We start from the raw sequence: 17,005 nt of genomic DNA on the forward strand, positions 1-17,005 counted from the left end.
AACCACCAAGGCCAAGCCGCGGCCGGCGCGGCGCAAGCGGCTGCCCATGCGCTACCTGCTGCCGCTTCTGCTGCTCGTCGCGCTCGTCGCGATGCTGATGCTGCGCGGCTACGTGCACAGCGAGATCTCCGCGGACCACCGCGTCCGCGATCCCGCGCCCACCGACAAGGTGCCCGAGAAGATCATCGACGGCGGCCCGGTCATCGACGCGCGCACGCCCGGCAAGCCGGTCAGCCTCCAGATACCGGACCACAAGATCGTCATCACCTTCGACGACGGCCCGGACCCCACCTGGACGCCGAAGGTCCTGGACGAGCTGAAGAAGTACCACGCGCACGCCGTCTTCTTCGTGACCGGAACCAACGCCTCGCGCTACCCGGACCTCATCAAGCGCATGGTCGCCGAGGGCCACGAGGTGGGGCTGCACACCTTCAACCACCCCGACCTCTCCTACCAGTCGAAGTCGCGGATCGACCGGGAGCTCTCCGAGAACCAGCTCGCGCTCGCGGGCGCCGCGGGCGTGCACAGCTCGCTGTTCCGGCCGCCGTACTCCTCGTTCGCCGACGCCATGGACAACGACACCTGGCCGGTCGTCCAGTACGTCGGCAGCAAGGGCTATGTCGTGGCGCTCGACTCCACCGACAGCGAGGACTGGCAGCGGCCCGGGGTCAAGAAGATCATCCACAACGCCACCCCCGAGGACAACAAGGGCGCCATCGTCCTGATGCACGACTTCGGCGGCGACCGCTCGCAGACCGTGGCCGCGCTCGACAAGTTCCTGCCGGACATGCAGGAGTCGGGCTACACCTTCGTCAACCTCACCACCGCGCTCGGCGCGCCCAGCGCGCTGACCCCGGTCAGCGGCATGGACCTGTGGAAGGGCGAGGCGTTCGTGGGCGCCGTCCAGGTCGCCGAGCACACCACCGACTTCCTCGTCGTGGGCCTCGCGATCGTCGGCGTGCTGGTGTTCACCCGGTTCGGCCTGATGCTGCTGCTCTCCTTCGCGCACGCCCGCAAGGTCCGCAGGAAGGACTTCCAGTGGGGGCCGCCGGTCACCGAACCGGTCTCGGTGCTCGTGCCCGCGTACAACGAGCGCGAATGCATCGCCAACACCGTCCGCTCGCTCATGGCGAGCGACCATCCGATCGAAGTGATCGTGATCGACGACGGTTCGAGCGACGGCACCGCCGACATCGTCGAGGCGCTCGGCCACCCCAACGTGCGCGTGGTGCGCCAGGAGAACGCGGGCAAGCCCGCCGCCCTCAACAACGGCATCGCGCACGCCCGTTACGAGCTCGTCGTGATGATGGACGGAGACACCGTCTTCGAGCCGTCCACCGTCCGCGAACTGGTCCAGCCCTTCGGCAACCTGCGCGTCGGCGCCGTCGCGGGCAACGCCAAGGTCGGCAACCGGGACTCGCTCATCGGCGCCTGGCAGCACATCGAGTACGTGATGGGCTTCAACCTCGACCGCCGCATGTACGACCTGCTCGGCATCATGCCCACCATCCCCGGCGCGGTCGGCGCCTTCCGCCGCCAGGCCCTGGAGCGGGTCGGCGGCATGAGCGAGGACACCCTCGCCGAGGACACCGACATCACCATGGCCATCCACCGCGACGGCTGGAAGGTGGTCTACAGCGAGAACGCCCGCGCCTGGACCGAGGCCCCCGAATCCGTCCAGCAGCTCTGGTCGCAGCGCTACCGCTGGTCGTACGGCACGATGCAGGCGATCTGGAAGCACCGCGGCGCCATCAAGGACCGCGGTCCCTCGGGCCGCTTCGGCCGCTTCGGCCTGCCGCTGGTCGCCCTGTTCATGGTGGTGGCCCCGCTGCTCGCCCCGCTCATCGACATCTTCCTGCTGTACGGGATCGTCTTCGGCAAGACCGAGCAGACCATCGTGGCCTGGCTCGTCGTGCTGATGATCCAGGCGGTCTGCGCGGCCTACGCCTTCCGGCTCGACAAGGAGAAGCTCACCCATCTGCTCTCGCTGCCGCTCCAGCAGGTCCTGTACCGGCAGCTGATGTACGTCGTGCTGCTCCAGTCCTGGATCACCGCGGTGACCGGAGGCCGGCTGCGCTGGCAGAAGCTGCGCCGCACCGGCGTGGTCGAGGCGCCGGGCAACCCGGCCGCGCGAAAGGCCGTCGGATGACCTCGTACGCGCAGGCTCCCGGGGCGGTGGCCGAGCCCGCCGCCCCGGCACCCCGGCCGCCCGCCCGCGACCGGTACTTCGACTTCCTGCGGGCCCTCGCCCTGTTCCGGGTGGTGCTCTACCACCTGATGGGCTGGGCCTGGCTGCCGCTCGCCTTCCCCTCCATGGGCGTGATGTTCGCGCTCGCCGGGAACCTGATGTCCCGCTCCCTGAAGCGGCCCGCCGTCCAGGTGGTGCGCGGCCGCCTGCGCCGCCTGCTCCCGCCGATGTGGCTGCTCGGCGCGGTCGGCATCACCGGCATGCTCGCCCAGGGCTGGGGCCCCGACTCCGACGGGCACCCCGCCTGGTGGTGGGGGCACCTGCTGTTCTGGGTGGTCCCGCTCAGCGACCCGCCGTACGGGGCCGGCCTGCCCGGCATCCACCACCTCCTGGGCGAGAACTGGGGCGCCAACCTGGCCGAGCCGCTCTGGTACCTGCGCGCCTACCTGTGGTTCGTGCTGCTCTCGCCGCTGTTCCGGGTGCTCCTGCGGCGCCTGCCGTGGCTGACGATCCTCGCCCCGGTCGCGATCGCCGCGCTGATGGACGCCATGGACCTCGGGCTGCCCACCCGCGTCGACTCCGCGCTCACCGACTTCGCCACCTTCGGCGCCTGCTGGATCCTCGGCATGGCCCACCAGGCGGGCGTGCTGCGGAAGTTGCCCAACTACCTGGTGCCCTCGCTCGCCCCCATCGTGATGGCCCTCGGCTACTGGTGGGCGGTGCGCGGCGGCTACTCGATCACGGGCAGCACCGAGCTCGACTCGATCCCGCTCGCGCAGACCCTGTGGTCGCTCGGCGCCGTCCTCCTGCTGCTGCACATCAGTCCCTCGTGGCAGGTCTGGCCGGCCCCGCTGCGCCGCTGGGACCGGCTGATCACCCTGCTCAACTCGCGGGCCGTGACGGTCTACCTGTGGCACAACCTGTGCATCCTGGCCGCCGCCACGGTCTGGGACGACCTGTGGAGCATCGACGCGCTGGCCGGCGCGGGCAAGTTCCTCAACAGCTCCTGGCCGGTCCTCGCCGTGACCTGGGTGCTGATCGGCCTGTGCGTGGTGTGCTTCGGCTGGGTCGAGGACGTGGCGGCCAAACGCCGGCCCCGGATCTGGCCCGCCTGAGGCGTCCGGGCGGCGGACTCACCGCCGCCGCCCGGGTCCCGTGAAGACAAGGTTGCACCCCGGTCATCCGGCGGCACGCGGCCGAAACCCGCCCTCCCTACGGTCGCTGGCACGACAAGCGACGCGACCGTGGAGGCGACATGGCTGGCCGTTGGATCGAGCGGTGGGAGCCGGAGGACGACACCTTCTGGCGCGAGACGGGCAGGCGCGTCGCCCGCCGCAACCTCTTCCTGTCCGTGTTCTGCGAACACGTCGGCTTCTCCGTCTGGAGCCTGTGGTCGGTGATGGTGCTCTTCATGGGCCCGGCCTACGGAGTGGACCCGGCGGGCAAGTTCTTCCTGATCTCGGTGGCCACCCTCGTCGGCGCCCTGGTCCGCGTCCCGTACACCTTCGCCGTCGCCCGCTTCGGCGGCCGCAACTGGAGCGTCGTCAGCTCGCTGCTCCTGCTGGTCCCGGCGGCGGCCGCCTGGTTCGCCATGGAGCCGGGCACCTCGTACACCACGTTCCTCCTGGTCGCGGCCGTCGCCGGGGTCGGCGGGGGCAACTTCGCCTCCTCGATGACCAACATCAACGCCTTCTTCCCGCTCCGCGAGAAGGGCTGGGCGCTCGGGCTCAACGCGGGCGGCGGCAACATCGGGGTGCCGGTGGTGCAGCTCGTCGGGCTGCTCGTGATCGCGACCGCGGGCGCGGGCCATCCGCGCGTCCTGCTCGCCGTCTACCTGCCGCTCGTCGCCCTCGCCGGGCTGTGCGCGGCCCTGGGCATGGACAACCTGGCGCCCGTACGCAACGACACGGGCGCGGTCCGCGAGGCGCTGCGCGAGGGGCACACCTGGATCATGGCCCTCCTGTACGTCGGCACCTTCGGCTCCTTCATCGGCTACAGCTTCGCCTTCGGGCTCGTCCTGCAGACCCAGTTCGGGCGGACCCCGCTCCAGGCCGCCTCGCTCACCTTCATCGGCCCGCTGCTCGGCTCCCTGGTCCGGCCGGTCGGCGGCCGCCTCGCCGACCGCTTCGGCGGCGCCCGCATCACGCTGGGCACCTTCGCCGCGATGGCGGCGGCGACCGGTGTCGTCCTGTACGCCTCGGTGCACGAGTCGCTGCCCGTCTTCCTCACCGGGTTCATCGCCCTGTTCGTGCTCAGCGGGCTCGGCAACGGCTCCACGTACAAGATGATCCCCGCGATCTTCCAGGCCAGGGCGCTCGCCCGCGGGCTGCGGGGCGAGGACGCGGCGGCCTGCGGGCGGCGCCTCTCCGGGGCCGCCATGGGCCTGGTCGGGGCGGTCGGCGCGCTCGGCGGGCTCGCCATCAACCTCGCCTTCCGGCAGTCCTTCCGCACCGCGGGCAGCGGCACCGCCGCCTTCGTCGCCTTCCTGGCCTGTTACGCGGTGTGCTCCGCGGTGACCTGGGCGGTATACGTGCGCCGACCCGCGAAGGCGGCCGCCGCCACCGCGCCCGAGCCCGCCTGGGCGAAGGTGTGATCCTGACCGGCGGGCGGGACGTAACACCCGGGAAACCACGGTGAACCCCGCGCGTCACGCCCCGTTGGCAGGCTCGGACGTCACCGCACCACCTGGAGAGTCATGTCCGCAGAACCAGAGGCGGCCGCCCCGCACGGACCCCTCAGCGGGTTCACCGTCGGGGTCACCGCAGCCCGCCGGGCCGACGAGCTCGCGGCGCTGCTCACCCGCCGCGGTGCCGCGGTGCTGCACGCGCCCGCGCTGCGGATCGTCCCGCTCGCCGACGACAGCGAACTCCTCGCCGCCACGCAGGAGTTGATCTCCAAGACCCCCGACACGGTGGTGGCCACCACCGCCATCGGGTTCCGCGGCTGGGTCGAGGCCGCCGACGGCTGGGGGATAGGGGACGCCCTTCTCGCCACCCTCAAGGGCGTCGAGCTCCTCGCCCGCGGCCCCAAGGTCAAGGGCGCGGTCCGGGCCGCCGGGCTCACCGAGCGGTGGTCGCCCTCGTCCGAGTCGATGGCCGAGGTCCTGGAGCGGCTCCTCGCCGAGGGCGTGGCGGGCCGCCGCATCGCGATCCAGCTGCACGGCGAACCGCTGCCCGGCTTCGTCGAGGCGCTGCGCGCGGGCGGCGCGGAGGTCGTCGGCGTGCCCGTCTACCGCTGGCTGCCGCCGCAGGATCCGGCCCCGCTCGACCGGCTCCTGGACGCCACCGTCTCGCACGGCCTGGACGCGCTCACCTTCACCAGCGCCCCGGCCGCCGCCTCCCTGCTCGGCCGGGCCGAGGAGCGCGGCATGCTCGCCGAGCTGCTGCTCGCCCTCCACCACGACGTGCTGCCCGTCTGCGTCGGACCGGTCACCGCGCTGCCGCTCCAGGCCCGCGGGGTGACCACCCTCGCCCCCGAGCGCTTCCGCCTCGGCCCGCTCGTCCAGCTCCTGTGCACCGAACTCCCGTCCCGGGCGCGGTCGTTGCCGCTGGCCGGCCGGCGCGTGGAGATCCGCGGCCACGCCGTGCTCGTGGACGGCGAACTGCGCCCCGTGCCGCCCGCGGGCATGGCCCTGCTGCGCACCCTCGCACGGCGCCCCGGCTGGGTGGTGCCGCGCGCGGAACTGCTGCGGGCGCTGCCCGGCTCGGGCACCGACGAACACGCCGTGGAGACGGCGATGACCCGCCTGCGCACGGCACTCGGCGCACCCCGGATCATCCAGACGGTGGTCAAGCGCGGCTACCGCCTCGCGCTCGATCCGGCGGCCGACGCGAAGTACGCGGACGGCCGGTAGGAGGGGTTCCGGGGGCGGCCGCGGGCGGGCACTCTGGGGGGAGGCACTCACCGGTAACCCCTAGGCGGTGACAGGCGCATGGTGCGGTTCGACTCCGGGCGGATCTGTCTGGATCTGGTGGCGACCGGGGCGTACGAGAGCGAACAGCTCGACACAGCCGCACAGTTGGGCCAGTGGCTGCTTGGCACGGGCCTGGTCCCGCGCGGCACCCCGCTCGCCGGACTCGACGGAGACTGGCCCCCTCGTTTCGTCGAACTGCGCTGCTGCATAGGCCAGTTGATCGAAGCCGAGCTCGGTGGAGCGCCCGGCGGGGCGCCCGCCGCCCTCGACCGGGTCAACGCGCTCGCGGCCGCCCCGCCCCCGGCGGTACGGGCGATCCGGGGCGCCGACGGCGGACTCGTGCGCACCCTGAGCCGCGCCCCCGAATGCGGCGCGCTGCTCGCCGCCGTCGCCCGGGACGCCGTCGACCTGCTCACCGACCCCGAGGCCCGGGCCCGCCTGCGCCGGTGCGAGGGGGACAATTGCCGGCTGCTCTATCTCGACACCTCGCGCGGGCGACGGCGCCGCTGGTGCTCCAGCGAGGTGTGCGGCAACCGCGAGCGGGTAGCCCGGCACCGGCGCCGCGTCGCCGCCCTGTGACCCCCGGGGCCCCTGGGGCGACCGCCGCGCGAAGAAAGTCGCCGCGCGTTTGAATGGATCCCGACAACCGCCCGTATGGAGAGATGAACCGGCTCGCAGCCGCGCGCCGGGATGGTCTCGACCTGGAGGTGCCGGTTGCGCAAGGATGCCGCCGTGGCCGATGACCGTCCGCGCGGGGCCCGACACCGCTCCGTGCCCGACGAGGAGCTGATGCGGGCGCTGTACCGCGAGCACGCGGGGCCGCTGCTCGGGTACGTCATGCGCCTCGTCGCCGGCGACCGCCAGCGGGCCGAGGACGTGGTGCAGGAGACGCTCATCCGTGCCTGGAAGAACGCCGGTCAGCTCAACAGGGCCACCGGTTCGGTCCGCCCCTGGCTGGTGACGGTCGCGCGTCGCATCGTCATCGACGGCCACCGCAGCCGGCAGGCCCGGCCGCAGGAGGTCGATCCGTCGCCGCTGGAGGTCATGCCCGCGGAGGACGAGATCGACAAGGCGTTGTGGCTGATGACCCTCTCCGATGCGCTCGACGACCTCACCCCGGCCCACCGGGAGGCGCTCATCGAGACGTACTTCAAGGGACGTACGGTCAACGAGGCGGCCCAGGCGCTCGGTGTACCCAGCGGGACCGTACGGTCCCGGGTGTTCTACGCCCTGCGGTCCATGAAACTCGCACTGGAGGAACGGGGGGTGACGACATGACGACCGGCGACCACGCGGAAGGCTCGCCGCACGAGGCTGTCGGCGCGTACGCGCTCGGCGTCCTGGACGACGCCGAGGCCACCGCCTTCGAAGAGCACCTCGCGGGCTGCGAACTGTGCGCCGCCGAACTCGACGACCTGGCGGGCATGGCGCCGATGCTGGCCACCCTCAAGGAGTTCCCCGGCCCCGCCGCCCAGCCGCTGCGGCCGGCCCCGCCCGGCATGACCACGACCCTGATCAACGAGGTCGCGGCCCAGCGCGCCCGGCGCCGACGGCGCACCACGTACCTGGTGGCGGCCGCGGCCGCGCTGATCATCGGCGGTCCGGCGATCGCGGTGGTGGCGACCTCCGCCGACACCGGCACCCACCAGAGCGCCGAGGCGCACCCGACCAGCCCGGCCGAGGACGCCTTCTTCAACCACATGACCCAGAAGGTGTCGGCCACCGACCCCAAGACCCAGGTCACCGCGACCGTCGGCACCGAGGCCAAGGCCTGGGGCACCCACACCGTCCTGGAGCTGAAGAACGTCAAGGGCCCGCTGAAGTGCAGCCTGATCGCGGTCGGCAAGGACGGCGAGCGGGAGACGGTGACCAGCTGGGCGGTGCCGAACTGGGGCTACGGCCTGCCCGACAGCCCGCACGAGACCGCCCGCTACCCGCTGTACGTGCACGGCGGCACGGGCCTCGACCGCGCCCAGATCGACCACTTCGAGGTGCGGACCTCCGACGGGAAGGCGCTCGTGGACGTCCCGGCGTGAGCCGTGGGACGCGACGACCGTCCCGACATGCGGTTCGGCACCGAATTGTGGCCTGACATCGGGTCCCCCTTCGCGTACGGTTGACGGCTGCCCAATGCACGTCAGAAGGGGGCCTCGGTGGCCGCGCAGGATGCCGCTGTCGATTCCGCTGCCGGTACCTCCGAATCCGCTGTGGATTCGGTCCGGGAACGCGAAATCGCTGGGGAACAGGTACATCTCGACCAGGTGTACCGCCGCCTGGAGGAGAAGATCCACGAGGCGGAGTTCCTGATGAACGACGCCGCCAAGCGCGGTCAGGTCGGCACGCCCGGCGCCCTCGCCGAACGCGACGCCCAGGTCTTCCGGGCGGGGGTCCACCTGAACCGGCTCAACAACGAGTTCGAGGACTTCCTCTTCGGCCGGATCGACCTGCTGCTCGGCAAGGACGGCAAGAAGGGCCCGGACGGGGCGTACACCTCGGTCGAACCGGCCGAGGACGCCGTGCGCCCCGACCAGACGGCCGACATCGCCGAGACCCTGCACATCGGCCGCATCGGCGTCCTGGATGCCGACTACTCGCCGCTGGTCATCGACTGGCGGGCGCCCGCCGCGGCGCCCTTCTACCGCTCGACGCCGGTCGACCCGGGCCGGGTCGTACGCCGCCGGGTGATCCGCTCCAAGGGGCGCAAGGTGCTCGGCGTCGAGGACGACCTGATGCGTCCGGAGCTCAAGGCGACCCTGGACGGCGCCGAGCTGCCCGTCATCGGCGACGGCGCCCTGATGGCCGCGCTCGGCCAGGCCCGCAGCCACACCATGCGGGACATCGTGGCGTCCATCCAGGCCGAGCAGGACCTGGTCATCAGGGCCCCCGCCGCCTCGGTGACGTACGTCGAGGGCGGCCCCGGCACCGGCAAGACGGCGGTCGCGCTGCACCGCGCGGCCTACCTCCTCTACCAGGACCGCCGCCGTTACGCGGGCGGCATCCTGATCGTCTCGCCGACCCCGCTGCTCGTCGCGTACACCGAGGGCGTGCTGCCATCGCTCGGCGAGGAGGGCCAGGTCGCCATCCGCGCGGTCGGCAACCTCGTGGACGGCGCCGAGGCCACCGAGTACGACGACCCGGCGGTCGCCCGCGTCAAGGGCTCCTCGCGGATGCTGCACGTGCTGCGCCGGGCCGCCAGGGGTGCCCTCGAAGGGCCGGGGGAGCAGCCCAGACGCTCCCGGCGGCGCGGCGGGGAGCAGCTCGCCCTCGGCGAGGAGGCGCCCGCCCAGCAGCCCGCCCAGCGGCTCCGCGTCGTCGCCTTCGGCGCGCGGATCGAGCTGGAGGGCGAGGAGCTGAGGCGCATCCGCCAGACCGTGCTCGGCGGCACCGCCCCGGTCAACCTGCTGCGCCCGCGCGCCCGCAGGCTGCTCCTGGACGCGCTGTGGGTGAAGTCGGGCGCGAACGGCCGTCACACCGACCCCGAGCTCGCCGCCGAACTGCGCTCCTCCTTCGACGACGACATTGCCTCCGAGGACGCCTTCGTCGACTTCCTCGACGCCTGGTGGCCGGAGCTCACCCCGCGTGGTGTGCTCGCTGCGATGGCCGACGAGAAGCGCCTGTCGCGCTGGGCCCGGCGGGTCCTGAACCAGGGCGAGGTGCGCCGCCTGGCCCGCTCGCTGTCGCGCGCCGCCGACGGCGCCTTCTCGGTGCACGACGTGGCCCTGCTCGACGAGCTGGAGACGCTGCTCGGCGCCCCGGCCCGGCCGAAGAAGAAGCGCGAGTACGACCCGCTGGACGCGCTGACCGGCCTGGAGGAGCTGATGCCGCACCGGGAGGAGACCCAGCGCGAGCGCGCGGAGCGGCTCGCCCAGGAGCGCACCGAGTACGCGCACGTCATCGTCGACGAGGCGCAGGACCTCACGCCCATGCAGTGGCGGATGGTCGGCCGGCGCGGGCGCACCGCCACCTGGACGGTCGTGGGCGACCCCGCCCAGTCCTCCTGGTCCGACCCGGACGAGGCCGCCGAGGCCCGCGACGAGGCGCTGGGCAGCCGCCCGCGCCGCCGTTTCGAACTGACCGTCAACTACCGCAACCCGGCCGAGATCGCCGAACTGGCCGCCAAGGTGCTGGCGTTGGCGATGCCGGGCATGAAGTCGCCGGCCGCGGTCCGCTCGACGGGGGTGCGGCCGCGGTTCGCGGTGGTACGCGACGGCGACCTCGCCCGGTGCGTACGGGAGGAGGCGGCGCGGCTGCTCGACCAGGTCGACGGAACGGTCGGCGTGGTCGTCGCGATGCGGCGCCGCGAACAGGCCGCGCGCTGGCTCGCGGGGCTCGGCGACCGGGTGGTGGCGCTGGGCAGCCTGGAGGCCAAGGGCCTGGAGTACGACGCCACCGTGGTGGTGTCCCCGGCCGAGATCGCCGACGAGTCCCCGGCCGGACTGCGGGTGCTGTACGTGGCGTTGACCCGTGCGACGCAGCAGCTCACGGTCGTTTCGGGGGAGCGGGACGAGCCCGACGCGGACGGGGTGGCGGACCTGCTCCGCGATTAAATTCGGGGTCAACTCGCGATGCGGGGATCACTTGGCGGAGTGGTTTGTTAGCCTGGTTGTGGCACCGGCTCGATCCAAGCCCCCGGGCCCAACCTTAGTCGCTCAGAGCGACCACTTGCCGCGAGGCGAGCATGGCGGGTCGGTGTCATTAACGTGAGCGACAGGCCCACGTCATCTTCGGATGGCGTGGGCCTGTTGTCGTTGGTGCTCCGCCGCGGCTCCAGCGGCGGGTTGTAGCTTTCGGGGCTTCCGCCGGACCGGCAACTTCTCGTATGGTGGAAACCACTTTCCGAAAAGGGTTGCCCATTATCGGCTACCAGCCAGTAGGTGCGACCATCGGATGGCACCGCCGCGCCACAGCCGGGGCGGTGCTAGCAACGAAGCTAGGGAAAGCAGAGGAACACGGTCATGGCAACGGCGCCCAGCGTCTCGTACTCGATGACGGTCCGCCTTGAGGTGCCCGCCAGCGGCACGGCGGTCTCGCAGCTCACCACGGCCGTGGAGTCCTCCGGCGGGTCGGTGACCGGCCTCGACGTGACCGCCTCCGGCCACGAGAAGCTGCGGATCGACGTCACCATCGCGGCCACGTCCACTTCGCACGCCGACGAGATCGTCGAGAAGCTGCGCGGCATCGAGGGCGTCACCCTCGGCAAGGTCTCCGACCGTACGTTCCTGATGCACCTCGGCGGCAAGATCGAGATGGCGTCCAAGCACCCCATCCGCAACCGTGACGACCTCTCCATGGTCTACACCCCGGGCGTGGCCCGGGTGTGCATGGCGATCGCCGAGAACCCCGAGGACGCCCGGCGCCTCACCATCAAGCGCAACTCCGTCGCAGTTGTGACGGACGGCTCCGCGGTGCTCGGCCTCGGCAACATCGGCCCGATGGCCGCGCTGCCCGTCATGGAGGGCAAGGCGGCGCTCTTCAAGCGCTTCGCGGGCATCGACGCCTGGCCGATCTGCCTGGACACCCAGGACTCCGACGCGATCGTCGAGATCGTCAAGGCGATCGCCCCGGGCTTCGCGGGCATCAACCTGGAGGACATCTCCGCGCCGCGCTGCTTCGAGATCGAGGCCCGCCTGCGCGAGGCCCTCGACATCCCCGTCTTCCACGACGACCAGCACGGCACCGCGATCGTGGTGCTGGCCTCGCTGACCAACGCACTGCGCGTGGTGGGCAAGGGAATTGGCGACGTACGCGTCGTCATGTCCGGCGCCGGCGCGGCCGGTACCGCCATCCTCAAGCTGCTGCTCGCGGCCGGCGTCAAGAACGCGGTCGTCGCCGACATCCACGGCGTGGTCCACTCGGGCCGCGAGGACCTGGTCGACGCGAGCCCCGAGTCCGCGCTGCGCTGGATCGCCGACAACACCAACCCCGAGGGCCTGACCGGCACGCTCAAGGAGGCCGTGGTCGGCGCCGACGTCTTCATCGGCGTCTCCGCCCCCAACGTCCTGAACGGCGACGACGTGGCCGCGATGGCCGAAGGCGCGATCGTGTTCGCGCTCGCGAACCCCGACCCCGAGGTGGACCCCGCAATCGCCCGCCAGACCGCGGCAGTTGTGGCCACCGGGCGCTCGGACTTCCCGAACCAGATCAACAACGTGCTGGTCTTCCCCGGCGTCTTCCGTGGCCTGCTCGACGCGCAGTCCCGCACCGTCAACACAGAGATGATGCTGGCCGCGGCCGGCGCGCTCGCGGACGTCGTCGCCGAGGACGAGCTCAACGCGAACTACATCATCCCGTCGGTCTTCAACGACAAGGTGGCCGGAGCGGTCGCCGGAGCCGTCCGCAACGCCGCCAAGGCCGCCGGCGGCGCTGTGACGGCGCCCACGTCGGCCTGAGCTACGGCGCGTCGCGGGATGCGGGCCCAGTAACGCCCCCTTAGGGTGGCGGACCATGACCCGCTTGCACCGGCCCCGGCCCGGGAGTCCCCACCGTGTCGACGGAGCGTCACCTAGATGAGGCAGTGGCGCTTTTCGTGTGACTCGGTGTGACTCGGGAGGGTGCCGGATTGGCTTTCCCGCCGTAGGTGGGGGCAGGATGCTCCCCCAAGGACTTCGTCCAGGGGGAACCCCAGGACGCGAGGTCGTGCAAGCGGACCCGGGTCCGGGGACTGTCCGAGGGCCCTGGCAGCATCGGCTTCGCTGTACTCAACATGCGGCTTCCGCCGCGTGGCACGCCTCACAGGCAAGAAGAACACGGGAGTAAGAACATGAACCGCAGTGAGCTGGTGGCCGCGCTGGCCGACCGCGCCGAGGTGACCCGCAAGGACGCCGACGCCGTGCTGGCCGCTCTCGCCGAGACCGTCGGCGAGATCGTCGCCAAGGGCGACGAGAAGGTCACCATCCCCGGCTTCCTGACCTTCGAGCGCACCCACCGTGCCGCTCGTACCGCTCGTAACCCGCAGACCGGCGACCCGATCAACATCCCGGCCGGCTACAGCGTGAAGGTCTCCGCGGGCTCGAAGCTCAAGGAAGCCGCCAAGGGCAAGTAAGCGTCCCTGGCTTTGCAAGGCGCTTAGCAGCAACAAGAAGGGGGCCACCCACCAAGGGTGGCCCCCTTCCGCATCCCCTGGACTCCACCCCGGGCCCCCACTTCCCTTGGGCTCCGCCCTGGGACCCCCGCTTTGCTTGGGCTCCGCCCCGGCCTCCTTAACCAACCCTCAGGCTCCGCCCCGGCCCCGCCTTCGCTGGGCTTCGGCCCGCTCTCGCTCAGCAAGCACCAGAGCCTGCCCGGGACCGACTGCTCCCGCTGGGCTCCGCCTCGGGTCCCTTCCGCAACCCTCACGGTCCGCCCTGGGCTCCGTCCGCATCCCCGGGCTTCGCCCCGGGTCTTCCCGCATCTCCAGGCTCCGCCCCGGTTTCGCTGGGCTCCGTCCCGGCTCCGACGTGCATCCCTGCGCGGCTGCGGCGTCGTCTCAGCACAGCTCGGGGTTTCCCCGACGTTTTCCCGGCGTGCCCTTACCGGCCGCCCTGCGCGGCCCTCAGCGGTCCTCCTGAGCAGCACTCCTGGGGCTCCGCCCCAGACCCCGCTCCTCAAACGCCGGAGGGGCTGAGTTTGCGCCTCCCCCTGCAAGAGGCGGAGGCGGGATCGCGCGTACCGCGTTCCTGGACCGCCGGGGGGTTGGATGTCCCGTTCCGTCGCCCTCAATGACCGGGAGGGGGCGGATGCTGCCTCCCGTCCCCTCGATGGCCGGAGGGGTGGGGGATGGCGCCTTTCCCACCCCTCAAGCGATGTCGTGCTCTCCGCCCCTCCAACTGCCAGAGGGGCGGCTCTCTCCCCGCGGTCTTCAACTGCCGGAGGGCGGGCTTTGCCGTCCGCGTCTCTCAACTGCCGGAGGGCGGGCTTCGTGGTCCACTTCTCGCAACTGCCGGGCGGGCTGTTCGGTGTGGGTGCCGGGCTGTTGGCTGCCGGAGGGGCTGGGGCCGTGTCCGCGTCAGCTGCAACTGCCGGGCGGGGGCGGCGTTCCCTCCTCTGCCTGAACGGGTTCGTCAGGGCGTCAAAAAGCCGGGCGGGCTGGGGGATCCAGCCCGTCCGGCGTTTGAGGACGAGCGGCCGGAGGCCGTGGAGCACCCGGCCGGAGGCCGGGGCCGGTGACGGCCGGGGCCGTGCGGGGTGGCGGCGGAGGCCGCCGAGGGGGCCTGGGGCTTGGCCCCAGGGGGGTTACACCAGGGAACCGTTGGGGAGTTCCACCTTCGCTCCGAGGCTCTCCAGCTTCTCCATGAAGTTCTCGTAGCCCCGGTTGATCAGGTCGATGCCGTGCACCCGGGACGTGCCCTGGGCCGCCAGCGCCGCGATGAGGTACGAGAAGCCGCCCCGGAGGTCCGGGATGACCAGGTCGGCGCCCTGGAGCTTCGTGGGGCCGCTCACGACCGCGGAGTGCAGGAAGTTGCGCTGCCCGAAGCGGCAGTCCGAGCCGCCCAGGCACTCGCGGTAGAGCTGGATGTGCGCGCCCATCTGGTTCAGCGCCGAGGTGAAGCCGAGCCGGGACTCGTACACCGTCTCGTGGACGATGGACAGGCCGGTGGCCTGGGTCAGGGCGACGACGAGCGGCTGCTGCCAGTCCGTCTGGAAGCCGGGGTGCACGTCCGTTTCGAGGGCGATGGACTTGAGCGAGCCGCCGGGGTGCCAGAAGCGGATGCCCTCGTCGTCGATCTCGAAGGCGCCGCCGACCTTCCGGTAGGTGTTCAGGAACGTCATCATCGAGCGCTGCTGGGCGCCGCGGACGTAGATGTTGCCCTCGGTCGCCAGCGCGGCGGACGCCCAGGAGGCGGCCTCCAGACGGTCCGAGAGGGCCCGGTGGGTGTAGCCGCCGAGCTTGTCGACACCGGTGACCCGGATGGTCCGGTCGGTGTCCATCGCGATGATCGCGCCCATCTTCTGCAGCACGCAGATGAGGTCCTCGATCTCCGGCTCGACCGCGGCGTTGGAGAGCTCGGTCACGCCCTCCGCGAGCACCGCGGTCAGCAGGACCTGCTCGGTGGCGCCGACGGACGGGTAGGGCAGCCGGATCTTGCAGCCCCGAAGGCGCTGCGGTGCCTCCAGGTACTGGCCGTCCGCGCGCTTCTCGATGGTCGCGCCGAACTGCCGCAGCACCTCGAAGTGGAAGTCGATGGGACGGCCGCCGATGTCGCAGCCGCCGAGGCCCGGGATGAAGGCGTGGCCCAGGCGGTGCAGCAGCGGGCCGCAGAGCAGGATCGGGATCCGCGAGGAACCCGCGTGCGCGTCGATGTCGGCGACGTTCGCGGACTCGACGTGGGACGGGTCGAGGATCAGCTCACCGGGCTCGTCGCCGGGGCGGACGGTGACACCGTGCAGCTGCAGCAGGCCCCGTACGACGCGTACGTCGCGGATGTCGGGCACATTGCGCAGTCTGCTCGGGCCGCTGCCGAGGAGGGCGGCGACCATCGCCTTCGGCACGAGGTTCTTCGCGCCGCGGACGCGGATCTCGCCCTCGAGCGGGGTTCCGCCGTGGACAAGCAGTACATCGTCTGTGCCGGTCATGAATCTCGCGTTCCGGAGTGGTCGGGCAAGGGGCAGGGATAAAGGGTAAGGGGCTTTCACCCCTGCCCCATAAGGCCGAGGAGGGTTCAGAGACGTAATGAATTCGCTACAGCACGCTCCGCGCAGGAAGTCCTGCACAGCGTCACGGCCCCCGGGCGCCGCTTGCGGACACGCCCGGCGGGCCGGTGGAGCGGCGTGCGCCCCACTGCTGCCGTGCGCCCTCCCGTCACCCGACCGCCGCCCCCCGGCGTCGCTCTTCGCGCGGCGTCTTTCTTCCCGCGCCGCCCCGTTGTGCGGGATCATGTCGGCATGACCGAGGTGTCCTCGCTCACAGGGCGGCTGCTCGTGGCGACCCCCGCGCTCGCGGATCCGAACTTCGACCGCGCGGTGGTGCTGCTCCTCGACCACGACGAGGAGGGCACGCTCGGCGTGGTCCTGAACCGGCCGACACCGGTCGGCGTCGGCGACATCCTGGAGTCCTGGGCGGGACTCGCGGGCGATCCCGGCGTGGTCTTCCAGGGCGGCCCGGTCTCCCTCGACTCGGCCCTCGGGGTCGCCGTCATCCCCGGCGACGAGGGGCCGCTGGGCTGGCGGCGGGTGTACGGGGCGATCGGCCTGGTCGACCTGGAGACGCCGCCGGAACTGCTGGCCGCGGCCCTGGGCTCGCTGCGGATCTTCGCCGGGTACGCGGGCTGGGGGCCGGGCCAGCTGGAGGACGAGCTGAGCGACGGCGCCTGGTACGTGGTCGAGTCGGAGCCCGGTGACGTCTCGTCCCCCGAGCCCGAGAGCCTGTGGCGGGCGGTGCTGCGCCGCCAGCGCAGCGAGCTGGCGATGGTCGCCACCTATCCGGACGACCCCTCGCTCAATTGACGGTGTGGCGACGCCCTTCCGCTCCATCCGGTCGCCTTCAGTACCCTTGGTGGTTATGAGCACTCTTGAGCCCGAGCGCGGGGCAGGTACGGGGACCCTCGTAGAGCCGACACCCCAGGTGTCGAACGGCGACGGCGACCACGAGCGCTTCGCCCACTACGTCCAGAAGGACAAGATCATGGCGAGCGCGCTCGACGGTACGCCCGTCGTGGCGCTCTGCGGCAAGGTCTGGGTACCGGGGCGCGACCCGAAGAAGTACCCGGTCTGCCCGATGTGCAAGGAGATCTACGAGTCCATGGGCGCCGGTGGCGACAAGGACAAGGGCGGCAAGGACAAGAAGTAGCCCGCAGGGCGGTCCTTCCACCGAGGCGGCCCCCGGGGTGTGCGTGACGCACACCCCGGGGGCCGTTCTGTGTTTCCGGGTTGTCCAGACCTCTTGCCGACGGCTTTGCCTCCGCCATAACCTCCTCCCTGTTGTGCAG

Annotated in this window: 13 protein-coding genes; 12 read left to right on the forward strand and 1 reads right to left on the reverse strand. The window is 71.8% G+C overall.

Features of this window, described 5'->3' with window-relative positions; translation table 11 throughout:
* The first annotated feature begins 46 nt into the window (after positions 1–46).
* From AC07F3_RS05255 to AC07F3_RS05300, 10 genes are all read left to right on the forward strand, one after another.
* Positions 47–2,149, forward strand: a complete 2,103-nt coding sequence (locus tag AC07F3_RS05255) for a bifunctional polysaccharide deacetylase/glycosyltransferase family 2 protein (RefSeq protein WP_479111876.1) — start codon at positions 47–49, stop codon at positions 2,147–2,149.
* Positions 2,146–3,303 carry an acyltransferase family protein gene (locus AC07F3_RS05260; protein WP_479110701.1) on the forward strand — a complete coding sequence of 386 codons (1,158 nt, stop codon included), beginning with the start codon at positions 2,146–2,148 and terminating at the stop codon, positions 3,301–3,303. The genes AC07F3_RS05255 and AC07F3_RS05260 overlap by 4 nt, the downstream gene beginning before the upstream one ends.
* Positions 3,304–3,443: 140 nt before the next feature.
* The gene (locus AC07F3_RS05265; RefSeq protein ID WP_479110703.1) at positions 3,444–4,781 is read left to right on the forward strand and encodes a nitrate/nitrite transporter; all 1,338 of its coding nucleotides are present in this window, start codon (positions 3,444–3,446) and stop codon (positions 4,779–4,781) included.
* A gap of 102 nt (positions 4,782–4,883) precedes the next feature.
* A complete protein-coding gene (locus AC07F3_RS05270; RefSeq protein WP_479110705.1) occupies positions 4,884–6,041 on the forward strand; it encodes a uroporphyrinogen-III synthase in 1,158 nt (385 codons plus the stop codon).
* A 78-nt stretch (positions 6,042–6,119) separates the two neighbouring features.
* Positions 6,120–6,680, forward strand: coding sequence for a CGNR zinc finger domain-containing protein (locus AC07F3_RS05275; protein WP_479110707.1), 561 nt, complete (start codon positions 6,120–6,122; stop codon positions 6,678–6,680).
* Between the two features lie 111 nt (positions 6,681–6,791).
* Positions 6,792–7,379 carry a sigma-70 family RNA polymerase sigma factor gene (locus AC07F3_RS05280; protein WP_114036601.1) on the forward strand — a complete coding sequence of 196 codons (588 nt, stop codon included), beginning with the start codon at positions 6,792–6,794 and terminating at the stop codon, positions 7,377–7,379.
* Entirely contained in the window at positions 7,376–8,137 is a 762-nt protein-coding gene (locus AC07F3_RS05285; protein ID WP_479110709.1) for an anti-sigma factor family protein, read from the forward strand. Before AC07F3_RS05280 ends, AC07F3_RS05285 begins: the two co-directional genes overlap by 4 nt.
* 117 nt (positions 8,138–8,254) lie before the next feature.
* Complete coding sequence (locus AC07F3_RS05290; protein WP_479110710.1) at positions 8,255–10,648, forward strand: HelD family protein; 2,394 nt, start codon at positions 8,255–8,257, stop codon at positions 10,646–10,648.
* Between the two features lie 408 nt (positions 10,649–11,056).
* Positions 11,057–12,490: an NAD-dependent malic enzyme gene (locus AC07F3_RS05295; protein ID WP_479110712.1), complete on the forward strand. Its 1,434-nt coding sequence runs from the start codon at positions 11,057–11,059 to the stop codon at positions 12,488–12,490.
* 371 nt (positions 12,491–12,861) lie between these two features.
* Positions 12,862–13,143 (forward strand): HU family DNA-binding protein, encoded by a 282-nt coding sequence (locus AC07F3_RS05300; protein ID WP_003968811.1) that lies wholly within the window; start codon positions 12,862–12,864, stop codon positions 13,141–13,143.
* A gap of 1,169 nt (positions 13,144–14,312) precedes the next feature.
* Here the strand turns inward: AC07F3_RS05300 and murA are convergent.
* Complete coding sequence (gene murA, locus AC07F3_RS05305) at positions 14,313–15,653, reverse strand: UDP-N-acetylglucosamine 1-carboxyvinyltransferase (protein WP_114036605.1); 1,341 nt, start codon at positions 15,651–15,653, stop codon at positions 14,313–14,315.
* Positions 15,654–15,962: 309 nt separating this feature from the next.
* On the opposite strand from murA, the gene AC07F3_RS05310 reads away from it, so the two are divergent.
* On the forward strand, positions 15,963–16,523 hold the full coding sequence (locus AC07F3_RS05310; RefSeq protein WP_479110714.1) for a YqgE/AlgH family protein: 561 nt from the start codon (positions 15,963–15,965) through the stop codon (positions 16,521–16,523).
* A gap of 55 nt (positions 16,524–16,578) precedes the next feature.
* Positions 16,579–16,866 (forward strand): DUF3039 domain-containing protein, encoded by a 288-nt coding sequence (locus AC07F3_RS05315; RefSeq protein ID WP_078966510.1) that lies wholly within the window; start codon positions 16,579–16,581, stop codon positions 16,864–16,866.
* Positions 16,867–17,005 lie beyond the last annotated feature (139 nt).

This window comes from Streptomyces sp. NPDC045846, assembly GCF_056431605.1.

Coding starts and splice junctions, on each gene's coding strand:
- AC07F3_RS05295 (WP_479110712.1), top strand. CDS start 11,057: ATGGCAACGGCGCCCAGCGTCTCGTACTCGATGACGGTCCGCCTTGAG.
- AC07F3_RS05300 (WP_003968811.1), top strand. CDS start 12,862: ATGAACCGCAGTGAGCTGGTGGCCGCGCTGGCCGACCGCGCCGAGGTG.
- murA (WP_114036605.1), bottom strand. CDS start 15,653: ATGACCGGCACAGACGATGTACTGCTTGTCCACGGCGGAACCCCGCTC.
- AC07F3_RS05310 (WP_479110714.1), top strand. CDS start 15,963: ATGACCGAGGTGTCCTCGCTCACAGGGCGGCTGCTCGTGGCGACCCCC.
- AC07F3_RS05255 (WP_479111876.1), top strand. CDS start 47: ATGCGCTACCTGCTGCCGCTTCTGCTGCTCGTCGCGCTCGTCGCGATG.
- AC07F3_RS05315 (WP_078966510.1), top strand. CDS start 16,579: ATGAGCACTCTTGAGCCCGAGCGCGGGGCAGGTACGGGGACCCTCGTA.
- AC07F3_RS05265 (WP_479110703.1), top strand. CDS start 3,444: ATGGCTGGCCGTTGGATCGAGCGGTGGGAGCCGGAGGACGACACCTTC.
- AC07F3_RS05270 (WP_479110705.1), top strand. CDS start 4,884: ATGTCCGCAGAACCAGAGGCGGCCGCCCCGCACGGACCCCTCAGCGGG.
- AC07F3_RS05285 (WP_479110709.1), top strand. CDS start 7,376: ATGACGACCGGCGACCACGCGGAAGGCTCGCCGCACGAGGCTGTCGGC.
- AC07F3_RS05260 (WP_479110701.1), top strand. CDS start 2,146: ATGACCTCGTACGCGCAGGCTCCCGGGGCGGTGGCCGAGCCCGCCGCC.
- AC07F3_RS05275 (WP_479110707.1), top strand. CDS start 6,120: ATGGTGCGGTTCGACTCCGGGCGGATCTGTCTGGATCTGGTGGCGACC.
- AC07F3_RS05280 (WP_114036601.1), top strand. CDS start 6,792: ATGGTCTCGACCTGGAGGTGCCGGTTGCGCAAGGATGCCGCCGTGGCC.